The following is a 20,513-nucleotide window of genomic DNA, read 5'->3' as shown; positions in this document are numbered from 1 at the left end:
CCCTACCCCCGCGTCAGGGGAAGGCTACTGGAACTGCCCGAATTGGAACGGGCCGGTCTGGCCGAACTGGAAGGGACTCGTCTCGCCGGTCTCCACGAGCGGACCGTCAACCAGCGGGCCGTTGATGAGGGTGCCCTCGACGAGAGGGCCGTCGATCAGCGCGGCCTGGGCCGGCATGGCAGCGAAGGTGAAGGCCGCAATGGCAAGGGCCGATCCTGCGGCGATCCGGGTTGAAGTCCTGAGGTTCTTGTTCACGTGTCATCTCCAGTTAGATAGCTGTCCAGTTTCCACGCGCCAAAAGGCGCCATGAAGCAATTCGGATCTGAACGGCCCCCGGATGGGGGCGTGCCGCCCGTCACAACGTTCCGCTGCGGCGGGACCGGCGCTTCCTACCGCTGCTGGCGATGGTTCAGCCGCTGGACCGCGAGGGCCAGCCAGAGCTGCACCCGGTCCTGGGTCTGGGCGGGGTCGTAGCCGGTCAGTTCGGTGATCTGGGCCAGCCGGTACCGGACAGTGTTGCGGTGCAGCGTCAGCGCTTCGGCCACGGCGGCCACCGAACCGTTGTTGTTCAGGTAGCTCTCCAGCGTGGTCATCAGCTCGGCTCCGTGCAGGGCGTCGAAGTTCCGAAGCGGGTTGAGGGACTCGTTCGCCATGTCCGCCAGCGGCACATCTTCGCTGGCCAGGAGCAGCGACGTCAGGCTGAGCCGTTCGGGCTCGTTGACGGGCAGGCCGTGGCTCGCCGCATCCCGGGCCTCGAAGTAGCTCCAGCGCAGCCCGTTGGGTTTGGTGTAGGCGCCGCCGATGCCGATCGTGGCATGGATGCCCGCCTCGGCAAGATGGTCGCTGAGGCTCCTGGCGAGCGCGCTGGCGCCGCTGCCGTCGTCCGTGACAACAACCACCAGGTCCTTCCCGACGACGGCAGTCACCCCGTGCTCGAGCGGCCGGGGCATCGAGGAACTCACCAGCTGCTTGGGGTGGGCTGCGGACTCGGCCAGCAGGACAACGTTCTTCCGGGTGCTGTTGACGCCGATGCCGGCGAGCCGCCGGGACGCTTCGCTGGCCTCCAACGTCCCGTGGATCACGTCCTCCAGGACCTGCCCTGAGAGTGCCCGCTGCGCCTGCCGTTGCTTGACCATGTTGTTCAGTTCCACGCTGATCAGGTTCTGCGCGTACCCCACGATGCCGGTGTCCTCGAAAGGCTGCCGGACCCAAAGGGTGCACGCGTCGCGCCGGCCGGTGGGGATGGGATAGGACGCCCACGTGTCCGCCGTGGGCGCGGGGTTGCCAGGCACGCTGTTGTAGAGCTGCGCGGTGAACTGGGTCAGCACAATGTCCGTGCGCAGCATGGAGCCCAGGTTCTTGAGGAGCTCGGTCAGGCCGCCGCCGGTGAGCAGGGCGCGGGCCAGGATCTGATGGCCCGCAATGAGCCGTTCCAGCTTGGCGTAGTGGTCCGCCGACTGGGCGTCCGCCACCAGCTTGGTGATCGCGATGAAGGGCGTCTCGTAGGGGACCTCCACGACGGGAAGGCCCCAGCGGTTGGCCTCGGCGATCAGTGCCGGCGGAACGGCCTCGTGCGTCAGCCCGACCCCGAAGCCGATCCCCACCGCGCCCGCCCGCTGCACCTGCCGCACGAAGCGGCGCTGCTCCGGGGCGGACTTCAGCCGCATGCCCGTGGTGAGCACCAGCTCGCCGCCGTTGAGGAAACGCTGCGGGTCCTCCTGCTCCGTGACGGCAACCCACTGGATGTCCTGGTGCCACGTGGTCTCGGCGAGGCCTGATTTCACGAGCTGGAGCGACTGGACGCCCAGCAGGGCGGCGAGGGAAATTGCCATGGAATCAGGATAGCCGCGTGCTGGGCAACCGCACTAAAGGATTCCGGGGATGGTGTGCAGGTGGCTATTCCCTGCCTACCTGCCCTGGCATAGGCTCATGAGCAGTCGCAATACTGCGCCGGTTGCAGAACCGGTTCCAGAAACCCGCATGAAAGAGGTTGAACACCGTGGTCCAAACCTTGCAGAACTTCATCAACGGCGAGTTCGTCACGCCCGCCGGCACCGGACTGCTGGACATCGTGAACCCCGCCAACGGTGAGGTGGTGGCGAAGTCGCCCATCTCGGTGCAGGCCGACGTCGACGCCGCCATGACGGCAGCCAGCGAGGCGTTCAAGTCCTGGAAGCACGTCACGCCGGGCCAGCGCCAGCTGATGCTCCTCAAGCTTGCCGACGCCGTCGAGGCCAACAGCGACGAACTCGTTGAAGCCCAGCACCGCAACACCGGCCAGGTCCGCAGCCTCATCGCCTCCGAGGAAGTCGCCGCCGGGGCAGACCAGCTCCGCTTCTTCGCCGGCGCCGCCCGCATCATGGAGGGCAAGTCCGCCGGCGAGTACTTCGAAGGCCACACCTCCTACGTGCGCCGCGAACCCATCGGCGTCGTGGCCCAGGTTGCCCCCTGGAACTATCCGTTCCTGATGGCCATCTGGAAGATCGGCCCCGCGCTAGCTGCCGGCAACACCGTGGTGCTCAAGCCCTCGGACACCACGCCGGAATCCACCCTGGTCCTGGCCCGCCTGGCCGGCGAGATCTTCCCGGCAGGCGTCCTGAACGTCGTCCTCGGCACCGGCGAAACCGGCGCCATGATGGTGGAGCACAAGGTCCCCGGCCTCGTTTCCATCACCGGATCCGTCCGTGCGGGCATCGCAGTGGCTTCGGGAGCGGCCAAGGGCCTCAAGCGGGCGCACCTGGAGCTCGGCGGCAAAGCCCCGGCCATCGTCTTCAAGGATGCCGACATCAAGAAGAGTGCAGCGGCCATCGCCGAGTTCGCCTTCTTCAACGCGGGCCAGGACTGCACGGCCATCACCCGGGTGCTGGTCGAGGACTCAGTCCACGACGACGTCGTGGCAGCCATGGTGGAACACACCAAGACCCTGCACACCGGCTCGCAGAACGACGAAGACAACTACTTCGGCCCGCTGAACAACGTGAACCACTTCAACGCCGTGACGTCTGTGGTGGAGCACCTGCCGGAGAACTGCAAGATTGTCACCGGCGGCCACCGCGCGGGGGAGAAGGGCTTCTTCTTCGAACCCACCATCATCACCGGGGCCAAGCAGACCGATGACGTCGTCCAGAAAGAAACCTTCGGGCCCGTCATTACCGTCCAGAAGTTCAGCACCGAGGCGGAAGCCGTGGAGCTGGCCAACGACGTCGACTACGCCCTGGCCTCCAGCGTCTGGACCACGGACCACGGCACGGCCATGCGCGTCAGCCGCGACCTGGACTTCGGCGCGGTGTGGATCAACACCCACATCCTGCTGACCGCGGAAATGCCGCACGGCGGCTTCAAACAGTCCGGCTACGGCAAGGACCTCTCCATGTACGGCGTCGAGGACTACACGCGCATCAAGCACGTGATGAGCGCACTCGATGCATAACCAAGCCGCCTAACTCTCCCCACGACTTTCCAGAAAGGCATTCCCATGACTGCAACCGCCCATGACATCACTTACCGTCTCGAGCAGAAGCGCCGCGTCCAGGCGGACTTCCCGGGCCCCAAGTCCGTCGCGCTGACCGAGCGCCGCAAGGCCGTCGTGGCTGCCGGCGTCGCCTCCAGCGTCCCCGTCTTTGTTTCCGACGCCGACGGCGGGATCATCCACGACGTCGACGGCAACTCCTTTATCGACCTCGGCTCCGGCATCGCCGTGACGAGCGTCGGTGCGTCCGATCCCGCCGTCGTCGGCGCCGTGAAGGAAGCGGTGGAGCACTTCACCCACACCTGCTTCATGGTCACCCCGTACGAAGGCTACGTAGCCGTCGCCGAACAGCTAAACCGGCTCACCCCGGGCGACCACGAAAAGCGCACGGTGCTGTTCAACTCCGGCGCCGAAGCGGTGGAAAACGCCGTCAAGGTGGCCCGCCTGGCCACCGGCCGCGACGCAGTCGTCGCCTTTGACCACGCCTACCACGGCCGCACCAACCTGACCATGGCACTCACCGCCAAGGCCATGCCGTACAAGACCAACTTCGGCCCGTTCGCGCCCGAGGTCTACCGCATGCCCATGAGCTACCCGTTCCGCGAGGAAAACCCGGCGATCACCGGTCCCGAGGCCGCCAAGCGCGCCATCACCGCGATCGAGAAGCAGATCGGCGGCGAGCAGGTTGCCGCGATCATCATCGAGCCGATCCAGGGCGAGGGCGGCTTCATCGTCCCGGCCGACGGCTTCCTTCCGGCACTGGCCGCCTGGGCCAAGGAGAAGGGCATCGTCTTCATCGCGGACGAGGTCCAGTCCGGCTTCTGCCGCACCGGCGAATGGTTCGCCGTCAACCACGAGGGTGTTGTTCCGGACATCATCACCATGGCCAAGGGCATCGCCGGCGGCATGCCGCTGTCCGCGATCACCGGCCGCGCCGACCTGCTCGACGCCGTCCACCCGGGCGGCCTCGGCGGCACCTACGGCGGCAACCCCGTTGCCTGCGCCGCCGCACTGGCGTCCATCGGCTCCATGGAGGAGTACGACCTCAACGCCCGCGCCAAGCACATTGAAGAACTGGCCACCGGCCGGCTCCGCGCACTGCAGGGTGAAGTGTCCGTCATCGGCGACATCCGCGGCCGCGGCGCCATGCTGGCCATCGAGCTCGTGCAGGCCGGCTCCAAGGAACCGAACCCGGAACTAACCAAGGCCGTTGCCGCCGCCTGCCTCAAGGAGGGCGTCATCATCCTCACTTGCGGCACGTACGGCAACGTCATCCGGCTGCTGCCGCCGCTGGTCATCGGCGATGAGCTGCTGCTGGACGGCCTCGAGGTGCTGGCCGCTGCCATCAAGGCCCACGCCTAACCACGGCCACGCCCCACCAAGACCCGGGACCCCACCAGGGCCCAACCACTGGGACTCCACCCGGGTGCCTGATCCGGGCACCCGGGCGCCAACCGAAGAGCCGCGGACCGACCGTCCGCGGCTCTTCTGTTTGTGCCGCCGGTGCGGGTGTCCGGGGTTTTTTTCGGGCCGAATGTCACCTCTGATTTCGGCCTGTGTGGGCTAGAGTCAGCAGTACCACTGCAGGAACGCAGACCGGCCGACGTCGCCCGGGAACCCCGAGCGCGGCCGGATTCTGCCCCAGACCCAAAAAGGGGTTCACCCATGCGATACGTAGTTGGCTACACACCAAACGAGCGCGGCGCCGATGCAGTTGCCCTGGCGTCCGCATTGGCCAAGGCACAGGGCGCCCAGCTCGACCTCGTCTATGTGGTGGACAAGGGCCTGCACGTTGCGCACGAGGTGGCGAGCGGCCACGACCTCGCCCGTGAGCAGGCTGTGCAGGACGCGCAGCGCGAAGGGTTGGGCCTGGTCCCGGAGGACGTGCCCGTCGAGTTCCACGTACGCCATGCTGAGTCGTTCGCCGCGGGACTGATCGAGGCCGCCGTCGATATCGAAGCCGGGCTCATCGTGGTGGGTGCGGCAAGCAACGGGCTATTCAAACGCCATACCGTGGGCAGCGTGGCGAACGCCCTCCTGCATGCCTCGCCGGTGCCGGTGGCGCTGGCTCCGCGCGGTTACCGCCGCAAGGAGGCAATATCGCGGCTGACCCTCGCCGTCGGACAGCGGGCCGGGGCGGATGCCGCGATCGACGTCGCCATCGGATCCGCAGAGCGCCGTGGCGTTCCGCTGCGCATGGTCTCCCTGGTGGAGCTGGACGCCGAAGGGGACCCGGGAGAAGTGGTCAACGCGGCTCACATCCACGCCAACACCGTGCTCACCGAAGCCTCGCGCAGGCTCCCCGAAGGACACAGGGTCACAGTAGAGGTGGCCCACGGCCGCACCATCGAGGAGTGCATCGACGACCTCGACTGGGATGACGGGGAGATCCTGATCGTGGGGTCCTCCCGCCTGGCCGAACGGAACAAGCTGTTCATCGGCAGTACGGCCAACAAGGTCCTCCGGGCGCTCCCGGTGCCCATGGTGGTCATTCCGCGCGAGTACGAGCGGGTGGACACCGCCATGGCGCCCTGACCCGTTCGCGCTCTTCTGCGGAGGCTTATCTGCCCGTTCGCGCTCCGGCCAAGGCACGCTTCTTGGCCACTGAGTTCCGGCGGGTCAACGCCAGCATGTCCATCGTCAGGACCAGCAGCGCCAGCCAGACCACGCTAAAGCCGATCCAGCGGTCCAGCGTCATGGTTTCCTTGAATACCACCAGGGCCACGATGAACTGCAGCACCGGCGCGAAGTACTGCAGCAGCCCGATGGTGGTCATGGGCAGCCGGCGGGCGGAGGCTCCGAAGAACAGCAGCGGCACGGCTGTGATCACGCCGGAAGAGACCAGCAGCCAGAAGTGAACGGGCCCCTGCGTCCCGAGCGTGTTGGTCCCGCTGACTGCCAGGAAGATCATCGTGGCGGCGGCCAGGGGAGTCAGCACCACGGTCTCCATCGTCAGGCTGGTGACGGCGTCCGCCTTCGGCCCGATCCGTTTCTTCACGAACCCGTAAAGCCCGAAGCTAAAGGCCAGCGTCAGCGCGATCCACGGGAGCTTTCCGTAGGAAATCGTCAACACCACCACGGCGACAAAACCGATCCCGACGGCGGCCCACTGGAGCGGACGCAGCGTTTCCTTCAGCACGAACACGCCCAGCAGGACGGAGACGAGCGGGTTGATGAAGTAGCCCAGCGACGCCTCCACGGCCTGGCCGGTGGTCACGCCGTAGGTGTACGTCAGCCAGTTCACGGCGATGAGGGCCGCGGCGATGGACAGCGTGCCCAGGACTGTCCGGTCGCGGAAAGCAGCTGCCAAAACACGCCATGAGCGGGTGACCGTGATCAGCAGTGTGCAGAACACCAGCGACCACACCACCCGGTTGGCCACGATTTCCACCGCACCGGCGGGCTGCAGGACGAAGAAGTACAGGGGGAGCAGCCCCCAGAGTCCGTAGGCGCCGATCCCGAAGATGACACCCGCCGTCGTGTCCTTGTCCACCGCCTTGAGAACGACGCCGGGGCGGGGCGGCTGCCCGCCGGACCCAGCGGAATGCCCGCCGGAAGCGGGCGTACCCGTGGTGGTCAGGGCAGGTGCTGAGGCGGTTCCGTCGGGTGTAGGCACACGATCAATAACACCACCTCCATGGACGGTATTCCGCCAACACGGCACGGATTCCCCGCGAGCGGTATCCCGGGGACTTGCGGTAGTCAGTACGCTTACCACTATGAATTCGCATCCTGAGCGGGCCGCACGATGAGGCTCCGCCACAGCAACGCCTCGGGCAGGGGCTACCGGCGCCTGGCCGCGGGAACCGGCTTCACGTACCGCGACCTTGACGGTTCCACCCTTCCGCCGGGCCCCGTGCGGGAGCGGCTGGAAAGCATCGGCATCCCGCCGGCCTGGACCGATGTGTGGATCGCGCCCTACGACAACGGGCACATCCAGGCGACCGGGCTCGACGCCGTGGGCCGCCGCCAGTACATCTACCACCCGGCCTGGCGGGAAAAGAAGGACCGGCTCAAGTTCGACCGTGCCCTCCAGCTCGCCGAATCCCTGCCGACCGCGCGCAGGCTGGTCACCATGGACCTCCGGAGCGAGGGATTCTCGCGCGAACGCGTCCTGGCGGGTGCCTTCAGGATGCTGGACAGCGGTTCACTGCGGGTGGGATCGGAGCGGTACACCAACGAGAACGGCAGCCACGGCCTGGCCACCCTGCTGTGCGCCCATGTGAAGGTCAAGCAGGAGAACCTCCGGCTCAGTTTCCCCGCCAAGAGCGGGAAGACCTGGGACTCGGAGATCGACGACGCCGACCTCGCCGCCCTGGTCCGCTCGCTCAAGCGGCGCGGCGGGAACGCCAGGCTGCTGGCGTACAAGAACGGGCGCAGCTGGCACCCCGTGGGCAGCGCGGAAATCAACGAATACGTCAAGGAACGCACCGGCGCGGACTTCACGGCGAAGGACTTCCGCACCCTCCGCGGCACCGTGGCGGCGGCCGTCAGCCTGGCCCGGACCGGGCCGCAGCCAACAGTGGCCGCGAAGAAACGCGCCATCAGCCTGGCGATGCAGGACGCTGCCGCGGTGCTGGGGAACACGCCGTCGATCGCCCGGAAGAGCTACGTGGATCCGCGGCTGCTGGATCACTTTTCCGCGGGGGAGACCATCGACCCCCGCCGGACCGGTTCGGCGGAAGCGGAACTGCGCGCCATGCTGTACCGCGAAGGCGACGTCGTATCCATCAACAGCTCCCCGAAGAAAGCGGGCTGAGCAATTAGAATGGGGGAATTGTGCGCTAAGTGACCTGGCGCAGTCTCTCAGTTCCAGAAGGGCTCCCGGTGTCCAATTCGGCCGAAACCACTCCCAAACGTCCCCTCCGCGTCGCGATCGTCGGCGCCGGACCGGCCGGCGTCTACGCCGCGGACATCCTGACCAAGTCCAACGAAGTCAAAGACGGCGACTTCGAAGTCAGCATCGACCTCTTTGAGGCCTACCCCGCCCCGTACGGCCTGATCCGTTACGGCGTGGCCCCGGACCACCCGCGCATCAAGGGCATCGTCAACGCCCTGCACAAGGTCCTGGACCGGGGCGACATCCGGTTCCTCGGCAACGTGACGTACGGCCGCGACCTGAAACTCCACGATTTCCGAGCCTTCTATGATGCCGTGATCTTCTCCACAGGGGCCATCAAGGACGCAGACCTCAACGTTCCCGGCGTCGAGCTTGAAGGCTCATTCGGCGGCGCGGACTTCGTCTCCTGGTACGACGGCCACCCCGACGTGCCGCGTGAATGGCCGCTCGATGCCAAGGAAATCGCCGTGATCGGCAACGGCAACGTGGCACTGGACGTTGCCCGCATGCTGGTCAAGCACGCCGACGAGCTGCTGTCCACGGAAATCCCGGACAACGTCTACCGGGCGCTGAAGAAGTCCCCGGTTACTGACGTACACGTCTTCGGCCGCCGCGGCCCGGCCCAGGTGAAGTTCACCCCGCTGGAACTGCGCGAACTGAGCCACGCCAGGGATGTTGACATTGTGCTTTACCCGGAGGACTTCGAATTCGATGAAGCTTCCGAAGAAGCCATCCGCACCAACAACCAGACCAAGACCATGGTCAACACCATGACCAACTGGCTTGTCGAGGAGCACGCGGAGGCCGAGGTGCCGTCCTCACGGCGGCTCCACCTGCACTTCCTGCACAGCCCGGTGGAGATTTACGACGCCGCCGGCAATATGGCGGGCACCGGCAAGGTGGCGGGCATCAAGTTTGAGCGGATGCAGCTGGACGGCACCGGCCACGTCAAGGGCACAGGGGAGTACATCGACTACCCTGTCCAGGCCGTCTACCGGGCCATCGGGTACCACGGCTCGCCGCTGGAGGAACTCGAATACGACGCCAGGGCCGGCGTGATTCCCAACGAGGGCGGCCGCGTGCTGGATGCCGACGGCAACCCCGTTCCGGGAATCTATGCCACCGGCTGGATCAAGCGCGGGCCGGTGGGCCTGATCGGGCACACCAAGGGCGACGCCCTGGAGACCATCGGCTGCCTGCTCGAAGACCGGCTGACGCTGCCGCCGGCACAGAACCCGGACCCGCACGCCATCATCGCCCTGCTCGAGGAGCGCGGCGTGGAATACACCACCTGGGAAGGCTGGAACAGGCTCGACGCGCACGAAGCAGCCCTCGGGAAGGCGTGGACCGAATCAGAAGCGGACACCGGCGTCGTGCGTGAACGCATCAAGGTTGTGCCGCGTGAGGAAATGATCCGCATCTCCCGCAGCGCCGAAGACTAATCCCTCGCTCCGCAGGAGTTTTTGTCCACCTATCGCGACTTCCGGGGCCCTAAAAGGCCATTATCTGGACAAAAACTCCTGTGGCGGCACGGCCGGGCGGGAACTAGACTGTCCGGACCAAGCCACTTCGGCATGCCGTCACGCCTGGCACACTGTTGTGCCGGCAGGGGAGTCCAATGAGGAACATCATGCAGCCGGCTGTTGCGGGCACCGCAGACAGGAACGACGCTGCGGCACTGCTCCAGCGCGATGCCCTGGCAGGCCATGAGCTGCTGGCCGGGCCGGGACCGCTGGGGGCGGGCAGCGCCGGTGGCCCGGCTGGAGTGCGCGTGCCCGGACTGCGCAGCCTCGTGGAGGAGTCCTGGCAGCGGTCCGTCCAGTTCCGGGCGAACCCGGACAACCCCGAGGCGCCCCTGGCACTGGACCAGGAAGAGCTCGAGGAGTACCGCCGGCAGCACCCCCTGGCCACCATCATGCCCGTCATCCACAAACTCCTGGTCCTGCCCAGCCACGACAGCGGCCTGCTGGTTGCCGTGGGCGACGAAGTGGGCCGCCTCCTGTGGGTGGAGGGCGACGCCGTGATGCAGCGCCGGGCAGAAGGCATGATGTTCGTGGCGGGCGCGGACTGGTCCGAGGCCAGCGTGGGCACCAGCGCCCCGGGCACCGCCCTGGCCCTTGGCCGCAGCATCCAGATTGCCGGCGCCGAGCACTACAAGCGTTCCGTCCACCCGTGGAGCTGCACGGCCGTGCCGTTCCACGACCCTGATTCCGGCGCACTGCTGGGTGTTGTGGACATCACCGGCACCGAGTCCGCCGTCGCGCCCCACACGCTGTCGCTGGTGGAGGCAACGGTTGCGGCCGCGCAGGCCCAGTTGCGCGTGGAGCGGCTCCAGCTGGCGGCCGCGCGCCAGGCAGCGCCCGCACGACGGCGGACCCAGGCTTCCGCTTCACGGACACCTTCCGCTGCGGAAGGCAGCCTCTACCGCAACAGCCTCCAGCTCCTGGGCCGGGACCAGGCCCTGCTCAGCATCGAAGGCCGCACCGTGGCGCTTTCGGCCCGGCACAGCGAAATCCTTGCCCTCCTCAGCGTCCATCCGGACGGGCTGAGCGCGGAGGAACTCTGCACCCTGCTCTACCCGGGAGACGGCTCGTCCATGACGCTGCGCCCGGAGATGGTGCGGCTGCGCAAGGTCCTGCAGCAGCTCAGCCCGGAAGCCGTCCCCGGCTCGCGCCCGTACCGGCTGCCCATGGACCTGATGCCGGATTCCAGCCAGGTCCTCAACTGCCTGCAGCGCGGCGCCCACCGCATCGCGCTGGAGATCTACCGCGGCGCTGTGCTGCCGCGGTCCGAAGCTCCGGGCATCGTGGAACTCCGGGACCGTGTCTCCTCACTGCTGCGCGAAGCGGTGCTCACCGACGGCAGCGCTGATGCGCTGCTGAAGTACGCGGAACTGCCGGAAGCAAAGGACGACGTCGGCGTCCGCCTCGCCGCGCTGAAGCTCCTGCCGGCGCGCTCACCCAAGCGGGCCGCCGTCGTCGCCGATCTCGAACGGCTGGAAACCGAACTCAGCGCCTGACCCGGTAGACGTGAGCTGGATCACTGCGTTGCAACCTGACTGCAACCTCCCTGCTCCTACGCTGAATGCAACGGCGGCCGCCAGCACAGGCCGCTGATCATCTGCACAGCAAAGGAGCTAGCAATGACTGTCTATGCACAGCCCGGTACCGAAGGTTCGAAGGTTACGTTCAAGGACCGCTACGAGAACTGGATCGGCGGCGAATGGGTGGCTCCCGTCAAGGGCCAGTACTTCGAGAACATCACCCCGGTCACCGGCAAGGCATTCTGCGAGGTGGCCCGCGGCACGGCCGAGGACATCGAGCTGGCCCTGGACGCCGCGCACAAGATCGCACCCTCCTGGGGCAAGACCTCCGTTGCCGAGCGCGCAGCCATCCTGAACAAGATCGCCGACCGCATCGACGAGAACCTCGAGATGCTCGCCGTGGCCGAGTCCTGGGACAACGGCAAGCCGATCCGCGAAACCCTCAACGCGGACATTCCGCTGGCTGCCGACCACTTCCGCTATTTCGCTTCCGCCGTCCGCGCCCAGGAAGGCCGCCTGTCACAGCTCGACGACGACACCACGGCCTACCACTACCACGAGCCGCTCGGCGTCGTGGGCCAGATCATCCCGTGGAACTTCCCCATCCTCATGGCCGTCTGGAAGCTCGCCCCGGCCCTGGCCGCCGGCAACGCCGTGGTCCTCAAGCCGGCCGAGCAGACGCCGTCGTCCATCCTGGTCCTGATGGAGCTCATCGGCGACATCCTTCCCGCCGGCGTCATCAACGTGGTCAACGGCTTCGGCGTCGAAGCCGGCAAGCCGCTGGCCTCCAGCCCCCGGATCCGCAAGATCGCCTTCACCGGTGAAACCACCACCGGCCGCCTGATCAGCCAGTACGCCAGCCAGAACCTGATTCCGGTCACCCTGGAGCTGGGCGGCAAGAGCCCGAACATCTTCTTCAACGACGTTGCCGAAAAGGATGACGCGTTCTACGACAAGGCGCAGGAAGGCTTCGCGCTGTTCGCGTTCAACCAGGGCGAGGTCTGCACCTGCCCGTCCCGCGCCCTGGTCCAGGAGGACATCTACGACTCCTTCATGGCCGATGCCGTGGCGCGTGTGGAGAAGATGATCCAGGGCAACCCGCTGGACACCGAAACCCAGGTGGGCGCCCAGGCCTCCAACGACCAGCTCGAGAAGATCCTCTCCTACATCGACATCGGAAAGCAGGAGGGCGCCAAGGTGCTTACCGGCGGCGCCCGCGCCGAGCTCCCCGGCGACCTTGCCGGCGGCTTCTACGTCCAGCCCACCGTTTTCGAAGGCCACAACAAGATGCGGATCTTCCAGGAGGAGATCTTCGGTCCGGTGGTTTCCGTGACGCGCTTCAGCGACTACAACGACGCCATGGGCATCGCCAACGACACCCTCTACGGCCTCGGCGCCGGCGTCTGGTCCCGCAACGGCAACGTGGCGTACCGCGCCGGGCGTGAAATCCAGGCGGGCCGAGTGTGGGTCAACAACTACCACGCCTACCCGGCCGGTGCCGCGTTCGGCGGCTACAAGTCCTCCGGCATCGGACGTGAGAACCACTCCATGATGCTGGACCACTACCAGCAGACCAAGAACCTCCTGGTCAGCTACAACGAAAACAAGCTCGGCTTCTTCTAAGCCGCACTGAACCCGGGCGGGGACGGATCTGTACCGATCCGTCCCCGCCCGCTCCACCCACGCAATGCTTCAACGACGCAAGGATTTCGCCAATGACGACGACAATGCAAGCAGCCGTAGTAACCGAATTCGGGAAAGACCTCCAGATCCAGTCCCTCCCCGTTCCCACTCCGGGCCGCGGCGAGGCGCTGGTCAAGGTCATCACCACCGGGGTCTGCCATACCGACCTTCACGCCGCGGAAGGTGACTGGCCGGTCAAGCCGACACCGCCGTTCATCCCCGGCCATGAAGGCGTGGGCGAAGTGGTCGCCCTCGGCGAGGGTGTCACCGACCTGGCCGTCGGAGACCTTGTGGGCAACGCCTGGCTCTGGTCCGCCTGCGGCGACTGCCAGTTCTGCCGCACGGGCTGGGAAACCCTCTGCGAAGCGCAAAAGAACGCCGGCTACAGCGTGGACGGCTCGTTCGGCGAGTACATGCTCGTTGACACCCGCTTCGCCGCCCGGATTCCGGCGGGTTCCGACCCCGTGGAGGTGGCCCCGGTGCTCTGTGCCGGCGTCACGGTCTACAAGGGACTGAAGATGACCGAGGCCAGGCCGGGCCAGTGGGTCACCATTTCGGGCATCGGCGGCCTGGGCCACATCGCCGTCCAGTACGCCGTGGCCATGGGCCTGCGGGTGGCCGCCGTGGATATCGCGGACGACAAACTCGCCCTGGCCAAGAAACACGGCGCCGAGCTCACCGTCAACGCGTTGCACGAAGATCCGGCTGAAGTCATCCAGCGGGAAACCGGAGGTTGCCATGGAGTCCTGGTCACGGCGGTGCACCCGTCAGCGTTCGGGCAGGCCATCGGGATGGCCCGCCGCGGCGGCACCATTGTGTTCAACGGCCTGCCGCCGGGCGACTTCCCGGCACCGATCTTCGAGATTGTGCTCAAGGGCCTGACCGTCCGCGGCTCGATCGTGGGCACCCGGCAGGACCTGGAGGAAGCCCTGGATTTCTACGCACAGGGCAAGATCCACCCCACGGTGTCCACTCGGGAGCTCTCGGAAGTCAACGCGGTTCTCGACGAGATGAAACACGCCAAGATCGACGGCCGCGTCGTCATCAAGTACTGATGACACAGGCGAGGCTGGACGCCGCTGTGACGCTGCCCGGGGAGGACTTCTCCCGGGTGGCGCTCACCGGGTCGGCCGTGGAACTGCTGCGGAAGTTGTGGGACCAGCACGGCCCGCTGATGTTCCATCAGTCCGGCGGCTGCTGCGACGGCTCCTCGCCCATGTGCTATCCGGCGGGGGACTTCATCACCGCCGAGGCGGATGTGCTCCTGGGGCTGTTCGACATCGCCGACGGCGTGGAGCCGAAGACGCTCGAGTTCTGGATGTCCAGGGAGCAGTTCAACTACTGGAGCCACACCCACGTGACCGTGGACGTGGTCCAGGGCCGGGGAAGCGGCTTCTCGGTGGAGGCACCGGAAGGCAAGCGGTTCCTGATCCGGTCAACACTGATGGACTGGCCGGCCTGAGGGCCAGCGTCCACCAGCGCGAACGTACGGTTGGGGCCCCTCCGGCGAGGGGCCCCAACCGTACGTCCACCCCGATAGGCGTCTCACTATCTGGGATAAATGTGACCGTCCACTGGATGGACACTACTCTTGATAAGTCTGTTTCCAGCAAGCTATCGAGATTGTGGACTTTCCTATGAACCTTTTCCGGACGAAATCCATCGAGCAGTCGATCGCCGACGCCGATGAACCCGGACGCAAGCTGAAGCGTTCCTTGAGCACGTGGGACCTCATGATCATGGGTGTCGCCGTTGCCGTCGGCGCGGGGATCTTCTCCGTCGGCGCCAAGGCCGCTGCGAACTTCGCCGGCCCCGCTGTGACGATCTCCTTCGCCATTGCCGCCGTCACGTGCGCGCTGGCCATCATGTGCTACGCAGAATTTGCCACGGCCATTCCGGTCGCGGGTTCCGCCTACGTCTTCACGTACGCCACCATGGGTGAACTGCTGGCCTGGATCATCGGCTGGAACCTCATCCTGGAACTCTTTACGGCAGGTGCGGTGATCGCCAAGTACTGGGGCATCTACCTCAGCAAGGTCTTTGCGCTCATGGGCGTGGACATTCCGCCCTCCATCTCGCTCGGCGGCATCGACCTCTACTGGGGTGCCTTCCTGATCGTGGCCGTCTTCACCGTCCTGCTGGTGCTGGGGACAAAGCTGTCCGCCCGCGTGGGCAATATCTTCACCCTCATCAAGATCGCCGTGGTGCTGTTCGTTATCGTGGTGGGCTTCAGCTACGTGAAGTTCGAGAACTACTCGCCCTTCGTTCCCGCTTCCGAACCCACCGCAGCCTCCGGCACCGCCGACGTGCTCAAGCAGTCCTTCTTCGGGTTCCTTACCGGAGCCGTCCCGGCGCAGTACGGCACGCTGGGCATCTTCGCCGGCGCGGCGCTCGTCTTCTTCGCCTTCATCGGATTCGACGTTGTGGCCACCTCGGCCGAAGAGGTCAAGAACCCGCAGAAGACCCTGCCGCGCGGCATCTTCGGCGGCCTGGCCATCGTCACCGTTCTCTACATCCTGGTATCGCTCGCCCTCACCGGAATGGTGTCCTACACGCAGCTGGCCGAAGCCAAGAACCCCACCCTCACTACCGCGTTCGAAGCCGTGGGCAACACTGACGCCGCCAAGGTCATCGCCTTCGGCTCCCTGGTGGGCCTCACCACGGTAATCATGGTGCTGCTTATGGGCCTGTCCCGGGTGGTCCTGGCGATGAGCCGCGACGGCCTGCTGCCGCGCTCGCTGTCCAAGACCAGCACCATCCGTGCGACGCCGGTCCGCCTCCAAGTGATCTGCGGCGCGGCAGTGGCCCTCGTGGCCGGCCTGACCAATGTGGACCTGCTGGAGGAAATGATCAACATCGGCACGCTGTCCGCCTTCGTGATGGTGAGCCTGGGCATCCTGGTCCTGCGGAAGAAGCGCCCGGACCTGAAGCCGGCATTCCGCGTGCCGTTCGGCAAGGTTCTCCCTGTAGTGTCCGCCCTCCTGTGCCTGTACCTGATGACGAACCTCGCGGTGGAGACCTGGATCTTCTTCGCCATCTGGCTGGTCATCGGTGTGGCGATCTACTTCGCCTACGGCCAGCGGCACTCCCGGCTGAACGAGAAGTTCGCTGAGGCCAAGGCCGCCGTCAATGGCGTCCCGCAGGCAGCGGGGGACAAGGACGAGGACGCGCTCACCCGCCCCTGACCTCCGGACCCCGGAATCCGCACTGGCCATGACTCCATAAGATGGAGTCATGGCCAGAGCTGTTAAACCGCAACGCAAGGTGGAGCTGTTGTCCGCCATTCAGGACTACCTGATGGACAAGACCCTGGCCGAGCTCACCTTCCGGAGCCTCGCGGAGGGCCTGGGCATCAGCTCGTACGTGCTGGTCTACCACTTCGGCAACCGGGAACAACTGGTCAACGAGATCATCCGCTCCATCGAATCCAGGCTGGACAGCATGCGCACCACCGACGTGCGTGACATCGATCGGGAAGCGTGGCGGTCCTTCCTGATGGAGTCCTGGCAGTGGACCATGGCCCAGCGCAACCGCCACCTCGCCAGGCTTGAGTTCGAGGCCACGGCGCAGGACGTTGTGGCGGCCTCGCCCCGCGGGACGGCCCAGGACCATTTCCGCATGCTCCACGAGAAAGCACGCGACTGGCTGGTGGTGCAGGGCATCCGGCCGGAGTACGCAGACACCGACGCCCGCCTCTTCACCTCCACTTTCTACGGCCTCCAGTTCGATTTTGTGGTGATGAACCAGCCCGAGGAAGCGACGAAGGCCTTCGAGCTGATGGTGGCCGTGTTCTTTTCCAACCTTGAACACCGCCTGGCCACGGAAGGCCAGCACGTCTGACCTCCTTCGGGGCCAACAGGGGGCAGCAGGCCCTTACCCCGCCGTCTCAGAGCTGTAACAATGAGCCTTAAGTAGATGTGGTGGACCTCACAAGGGAGTGAACATGAAACGTCGTCTTATTGCCGTTCTGGCAGCCGCGTCTGTTCTGGGTTTGTCGGCCTGCGGAAGTGGCTCGCCCAGTTCCACGGGAGGCGGAACTGCCACGGGCACCGCCGGTGGAGGTTCGGACCTGACCAAGGTCAGCGTCGGTGTCATTCCCATCGTCGACTGCGCCCCTATCTACCTCGGGGACAAGCAGGGCTTCTTCAAGGAAGAGGGCCTCCAGCTGGACATCCAGACCGCAACGGGCGGCGCGGCGATTGTCCCCGGCGTCGTCAGTGGCAGTTTCGACTTCGCGTTCTCCAATCTGATCTCGGTCATGGTCGCCAAGGACAAGGGCCTTGACCTGAAATTCGTCGCCAATGGTGCTTCCACCACCGGCGAAAAGGGCAAGGACATCGGCGGCGTCGTTGTCCCGGCAGGCTCGAGCATCCAGTCCGCGAAAGATCTTGCCGGCAAGACCGTCTCCGTGAACAACCTCTCCAATATCGGCGATACCACCATCAAGTCGGTTGTCGAAAAGGACGGCGGTGACCCTAAGAGCGTGAAGTTCGTCGAGGTGGCCTTCCCCGACGCCCCGGCGGCCCTGGCCAACAAGCAGGTTGATGCGGCGTGGATCCTGGAGCCTTTCCTGTCCAAGGCCGTGGCTGAAGGCGGCAAGGTGGTTTCCTGGAACTTCGTCGAGATGAGCCCGGAGCTGGACATCGCCGGGTACTTCACCAAGGGAGACACCATCAAGGGCAAGGCTGAGCTCACGCAGAAGTTCACCCGCGCCATGAACAAGTCGCTCGAATATGCGCAGCAGCACCCGCAGGAAGTCCGCGACATCGTGGGGACCTACACGAAGATCGACGAGGCTGCCCGGGCCAAGATCGTGCTGCCGCGGTACCGGGTTGAATTCAACAAGGACGCGTTCAAGACCCTCGGCGATGCTGCTGCCAGCTTCGGCACGTTGACCAAGGCTCCGAACGCAGACGAACTCCTCCCGTGAGTTCACCGGCCCTCACCTCCGGTGGTGCCGCTCCACGCGGCGAGCGGCACCACCGGCGGGTCCGCAAGGTACCAACAAAACAACTGCTGGGCGTCGCGGGGATCCTGGGGTTCCTTGTCACCTGGGAGCTGATTCCCCGGCTCGGCATCATCGATGCACGCTACCTGCCGCCCGCGAGTGAGGTCATTGCCGCCCTGGTTGTCGACCTCGGGCTCACCGCCTTCTGGGTTGCGGTCGGCGAGACCATGAAGGCCTGGTTCCTGGGCCTCCTGATAGCGGTGGCGGCTGCCGTGCTGCTCGGCTTCATCATCGGCTCCAGCAACTTCCTCCGGAAGGCCACCAATTCGACGGTTGAATTCCTCCGCCCGATCCCGTCGGTGGCCCTGATCCCGCTGGCCGTTCTGCTCTTTGGCGTCAAGATCGAATCGTCGCTGCTGCTGATTGTGTACGCGTCCTTCTGGCAGGTCCTGATCCAGGTCCTCTACGGCGTGGCCGACGTCGACATGGTCGCCAACAACACGGCCAAGACCTACGGGCTGGGCAGGATGGCGCGCATCCGGTACGTCGTCTTTCCCACGGCCCTGCCCTACCTGATGACCGGGGTGCGGCTCGCCGGCGCAGTGGCGCTGGTCCTGGCCATCACGGCCGAACTGGTGATCGGATCCCCGGGACTCGGCCGGGAGATCGCCCTTGCCCAGTCCGGCGGCGCAATCTCCGGCATGTATGCCCTGGTGCTGGCCACCGGCCTGATCGGCGTGCTGATCAATATCCTGATGCGCTTCATTGAGAAGAAGACGCTGGCCTGGCACTCGTCGGTCCGTTCCGAGGTGATCGTATGAAGGCCTTGAAGACCCTTGGCTACCTGCTGGGACTGCCGGTACTGCTGATCCTGATCTGGTGGTCCTCCACCCTGGGGGCGGTCAACTTCTTTGTCCCCACACCGGCCAGCCTGGTCGGAACGTTTGGCAAGGTCTGGTTCGGCGAGCGCTTCCTCACAGACGTGCTGCCCAGCATCGGACGGCTCCTGGTCGGAGTCGTCGCGGCGATCGTGATCGGGGTCGTAGGCGGGGTCCTTATCGGTTCGATCAGGTGGCTCCGCGCCCTGCTGGAACCGGTGCTGGAATTCTTCCGCGCCATCCCGCCACCCGTCCTGGTCCCGGTCCTGATCCTGCTGATGGGCATCACCGACTCCATGAAGATTGCGGTCATCATCTCCGGCTGTGTCTGGCCGGTCCTGCTGAACACCATTGAAGGTGTCCGTGCCGTCGACGGGGTCCTCTCGGACTCGGCCCACACCTACGGTATCGATGGGTGGGCCCGGGTGCGCTACCTGGTGCTGCCCTCGGCCAGCCCGCAGATCCTGGCCGGTGTGCGCCAGTCGCTGTCGCTCGGGCTGATCCTGATGGTGATTTCCGAAATGTTTGCTTCGTCCTCGGGACTGGGTTTCACCATCGTCCAGTTCCAGCGCTCCTTCGCCATTCCGGAGATGTGGTCCGGCATTGTGGTGCTCGGCCTGCTGGGCGTGGCGATGTCGTTCATCTTCCAGTGGGCGGAGCGGAACATCCTGCGCTGGTACCACGGCCAGAAAGAGGTAGAAAATGCAGCCTGACCCGACTCCGGCAGCTCCGGAAGCCATGCTGTCCGTCCGCGGGGTGAAGAAGGTGTACCAGACCGACGGCGGCGACATCGAGGCCGTGCGGAACCTCACTTTCGACCTGCGCGCCGGCGAGTTGGCATGCCTCGTGGGCCCCTCGGGTTCCGGCAAGACCACGCTCCTGAAATGCATATCCGGGCTGATGGCCCCGACCGAGGGAGAAGTCCTGCTGGACGGCAGGCGGGTGACGGGCCCGCCGAAGAAGATGGCCGTGGTGTTCCAGGAATACGGACGCTCGCTGTTCCCGTGGATGCGGGTTCGCGACAACGTGGAACTCCCGCTGAAGAACCAGGGGATGCCGAAAGCCGAGCGTGACAGGCTGGTGGACGAGGCCCTCGAGGCCGTGGGCCTGTCCGGCGTTCCCCGGTCCTACCCCTGGCAGCTCTCCGGTGGCATGCAGCAGCGCGTGGCGATCGCCCGGGCCATTGCCTACCAGCCCGAAGTCCTGCTGATGGACGAACCGTTCGCCGCCGTGGACGCCCAGACCCGTGCCGACCTGGAAGACCTGATCCGGGTCGTATGGAAAAAGCTCGGCGTGACCGTGCTCTTCGTGACGCACGATATCGATGAATCGGTTTACCTGGGGGAGCGGGTCATCATCCTTTCCAGCTCTCCGACGGTAATCCAGGAGGACATCATGATCGACCTTCCGGCAGAGCGTGACCAGCTGAACACCCGTTCGCTGCCACGCTTTACCGAACTGCGGCACCACGTCTATGAGCAGATCCAGCTGGCTAAGAGGGGCCACCGCCCGGCGGCTGCCTCGTCCTCGGCGCAGACTCCAACGACGGCGACCTCCACCTCCGACACTGCGTAGCCCGTCCGGCGACTGCGTAGCCGTCCGGCGTTTCAGCCTCGGGCCGTCGCAATTCTCCTGGCCGCAATGCTCGGGGT

Annotated in this window: 18 protein-coding genes; 15 read left to right on the top strand and 3 right to left on the bottom strand. The window is 65.8% G+C overall.

Translation table 11 applies throughout. From position 1 onward, the window contains the following. Nucleotides 1-24 precede the first annotated feature (24 nt). On the bottom strand, nucleotides 25-255 hold the full coding sequence (locus tag ACSQ12_RS16065; protein WP_011692927.1) for a hypothetical protein: 231 nt from the start codon (nucleotides 253-255) through the stop codon (nucleotides 25-27). A 134-nt stretch (nucleotides 256-389) separates the two neighbouring features. Next, nucleotides 390-1,832, bottom strand: a complete 1,443-nt coding sequence (locus ACSQ12_RS16060) for a PucR family transcriptional regulator (RefSeq protein ID WP_436066039.1) — start codon at nucleotides 1,830-1,832, stop codon at nucleotides 390-392. Nucleotides 1,833-1,999: 167 nt separating this feature from the next. Here ACSQ12_RS16060 and ACSQ12_RS16055 point away from each other — a divergent pair, with 167 nt between their 5' ends. From ACSQ12_RS16055 to ACSQ12_RS16045, 3 genes are all read left to right on the top strand, one after another. After that, nucleotides 2,000-3,430: a gamma-aminobutyraldehyde dehydrogenase gene (locus tag ACSQ12_RS16055; RefSeq protein WP_436066038.1), complete on the top strand. Its 1,431-nt coding sequence runs from the start codon at nucleotides 2,000-2,002 to the stop codon at nucleotides 3,428-3,430. 45 nt (nucleotides 3,431-3,475) lie between these two features. Then, nucleotides 3,476-4,831: a 4-aminobutyrate--2-oxoglutarate transaminase gene (gene gabT / locus ACSQ12_RS16050; protein ID WP_209742922.1), complete on the top strand. Its 1,356-nt coding sequence runs from the start codon at nucleotides 3,476-3,478 to the stop codon at nucleotides 4,829-4,831. A 303-nt stretch (nucleotides 4,832-5,134) separates the two neighbouring features. Beyond that, entirely contained in the window at nucleotides 5,135-6,004 is an 870-nt protein-coding gene (locus ACSQ12_RS16045; protein WP_209742924.1) for a universal stress protein, read from the top strand. A gap of 25 nt (nucleotides 6,005-6,029) precedes the next feature. Here ACSQ12_RS16045 and rarD read toward each other — a convergent pair whose 3' ends face one another. Next, a complete protein-coding gene (gene rarD, locus ACSQ12_RS16040; RefSeq protein ID WP_436066037.1) occupies nucleotides 6,030-7,085 on the bottom strand; it encodes an EamA family transporter RarD in 1,056 nt (351 codons plus the stop codon). Nucleotides 7,086-7,217: 132 nt separating this feature from the next. Between rarD and ACSQ12_RS16035 the strand changes: the two genes are divergently transcribed. The 12 genes from ACSQ12_RS16035 to ACSQ12_RS15980 all read left to right on the top strand — a co-directional run bounded on the left by ACSQ12_RS16035 (nucleotide 7,218) and on the right by ACSQ12_RS15980 (nucleotide 20,436). Next, nucleotides 7,218-8,228, top strand: a complete 1,011-nt coding sequence (locus ACSQ12_RS16035) for a DNA topoisomerase IB (protein WP_436066036.1) — start codon at nucleotides 7,218-7,220, stop codon at nucleotides 8,226-8,228. A 68-nt stretch (nucleotides 8,229-8,296) separates the two neighbouring features. After that, on the top strand, nucleotides 8,297-9,751 hold the full coding sequence (locus ACSQ12_RS16030; RefSeq protein WP_436066035.1) for an FAD-dependent oxidoreductase: 1,455 nt from the start codon (nucleotides 8,297-8,299) through the stop codon (nucleotides 9,749-9,751). Between the two features lie 176 nt (nucleotides 9,752-9,927). Beyond that, complete coding sequence (locus ACSQ12_RS16025) at nucleotides 9,928-11,328, top strand: GAF domain-containing protein (RefSeq protein ID WP_436066034.1); 1,401 nt, start codon at nucleotides 9,928-9,930, stop codon at nucleotides 11,326-11,328. Between the two features lie 123 nt (nucleotides 11,329-11,451). Continuing rightward, the gene (gene exaC / locus ACSQ12_RS16020) at nucleotides 11,452-12,975 is read left to right on the top strand and encodes an acetaldehyde dehydrogenase ExaC (protein ID WP_209742932.1); all 1,524 of its coding nucleotides are present in this window, start codon (nucleotides 11,452-11,454) and stop codon (nucleotides 12,973-12,975) included. A 92-nt stretch (nucleotides 12,976-13,067) separates the two neighbouring features. Continuing rightward, nucleotides 13,068-14,090, top strand: a complete 1,023-nt coding sequence (adhP, locus tag ACSQ12_RS16015) for an alcohol dehydrogenase AdhP (protein WP_436066033.1) — start codon at nucleotides 13,068-13,070, stop codon at nucleotides 14,088-14,090. After that, a complete protein-coding gene (locus ACSQ12_RS16010) occupies nucleotides 14,090-14,497 on the top strand; it encodes a DUF779 domain-containing protein (RefSeq protein WP_436066032.1) in 408 nt (135 codons plus the stop codon). Before adhP ends, ACSQ12_RS16010 begins: the two co-directional genes overlap by 1 nt. A gap of 175 nt (nucleotides 14,498-14,672) precedes the next feature. Continuing rightward, entirely contained in the window at nucleotides 14,673-16,220 is a 1,548-nt protein-coding gene (locus ACSQ12_RS16005; RefSeq protein ID WP_436066031.1) for an amino acid permease, read from the top strand. A gap of 49 nt (nucleotides 16,221-16,269) precedes the next feature. Continuing rightward, nucleotides 16,270-16,875, top strand: a complete 606-nt coding sequence (locus ACSQ12_RS16000; RefSeq protein WP_209742941.1) for a TetR/AcrR family transcriptional regulator — start codon at nucleotides 16,270-16,272, stop codon at nucleotides 16,873-16,875. A gap of 103 nt (nucleotides 16,876-16,978) precedes the next feature. Then, on the top strand, nucleotides 16,979-17,965 hold the full coding sequence (locus tag ACSQ12_RS15995) for an ABC transporter substrate-binding protein (RefSeq protein ID WP_436066030.1): 987 nt from the start codon (nucleotides 16,979-16,981) through the stop codon (nucleotides 17,963-17,965). Beyond that, entirely contained in the window at nucleotides 17,962-18,804 is an 843-nt protein-coding gene (locus tag ACSQ12_RS15990) for an ABC transporter permease (RefSeq protein WP_436066029.1), read from the top strand. The genes ACSQ12_RS15995 and ACSQ12_RS15990 overlap by 4 nt, the downstream gene beginning before the upstream one ends. Further along, the gene (locus ACSQ12_RS15985) at nucleotides 18,801-19,574 is read left to right on the top strand and encodes an ABC transporter permease (RefSeq protein WP_436066028.1); all 774 of its coding nucleotides are present in this window, start codon (nucleotides 18,801-18,803) and stop codon (nucleotides 19,572-19,574) included. The genes ACSQ12_RS15990 and ACSQ12_RS15985 overlap by 4 nt, the downstream gene beginning before the upstream one ends. Then, a complete protein-coding gene (locus ACSQ12_RS15980; RefSeq protein ID WP_209742950.1) occupies nucleotides 19,564-20,436 on the top strand; it encodes an ABC transporter ATP-binding protein in 873 nt (290 codons plus the stop codon). The genes ACSQ12_RS15985 and ACSQ12_RS15980 overlap by 11 nt, the downstream gene beginning before the upstream one ends. Nucleotides 20,437-20,513: the final 77 nt, after the last annotated feature.

The organism is Arthrobacter sp. LjRoot14 (assembly GCF_964253905.1).
Taxonomy (GTDB): domain Bacteria; phylum Actinomycetota; class Actinomycetes; order Actinomycetales; family Micrococcaceae; genus Arthrobacter.
The sequence above is the reverse complement of the archived record's forward strand: the minus strand, read 5'-3'. Positions and strand labels throughout refer to the sequence as shown.

Bases quoted from the DNA above. Each gene is read 5' to 3' on its own strand.
- ACSQ12_RS16060 (WP_436066039.1), bottom strand. From the start codon at position 1,832: ATGGCAATTTCCCTCGCCGCCCTGCTGGGCGTCCAGTCGCTCCAGCTC.
- gabT (WP_209742922.1), top strand. From the start codon at position 3,476: ATGACTGCAACCGCCCATGACATCACTTACCGTCTCGAGCAGAAGCGC.
- ACSQ12_RS16045 (WP_209742924.1), top strand. From the start codon at position 5,135: ATGCGATACGTAGTTGGCTACACACCAAACGAGCGCGGCGCCGATGCA.
- ACSQ12_RS16035 (WP_436066036.1), top strand. From the start codon at position 7,218: ATGAGGCTCCGCCACAGCAACGCCTCGGGCAGGGGCTACCGGCGCCTG.
- ACSQ12_RS16025 (WP_436066034.1), top strand. From the start codon at position 9,928: ATGAGGAACATCATGCAGCCGGCTGTTGCGGGCACCGCAGACAGGAAC.
- exaC (WP_209742932.1), top strand. From the start codon at position 11,452: ATGACTGTCTATGCACAGCCCGGTACCGAAGGTTCGAAGGTTACGTTC.
- adhP (WP_436066033.1), top strand. From the start codon at position 13,068: ATGACGACGACAATGCAAGCAGCCGTAGTAACCGAATTCGGGAAAGAC.
- ACSQ12_RS16010 (WP_436066032.1), top strand. From the start codon at position 14,090: ATGACACAGGCGAGGCTGGACGCCGCTGTGACGCTGCCCGGGGAGGAC.
- ACSQ12_RS16005 (WP_436066031.1), top strand. From the start codon at position 14,673: ATGAACCTTTTCCGGACGAAATCCATCGAGCAGTCGATCGCCGACGCC.
- ACSQ12_RS16000 (WP_209742941.1), top strand. From the start codon at position 16,270: ATGGCCAGAGCTGTTAAACCGCAACGCAAGGTGGAGCTGTTGTCCGCC.
- ACSQ12_RS15995 (WP_436066030.1), top strand. From the start codon at position 16,979: ATGAAACGTCGTCTTATTGCCGTTCTGGCAGCCGCGTCTGTTCTGGGT.
- ACSQ12_RS15985 (WP_436066028.1), top strand. From the start codon at position 18,801: ATGAAGGCCTTGAAGACCCTTGGCTACCTGCTGGGACTGCCGGTACTG.
- ACSQ12_RS15980 (WP_209742950.1), top strand. From the start codon at position 19,564: ATGCAGCCTGACCCGACTCCGGCAGCTCCGGAAGCCATGCTGTCCGTC.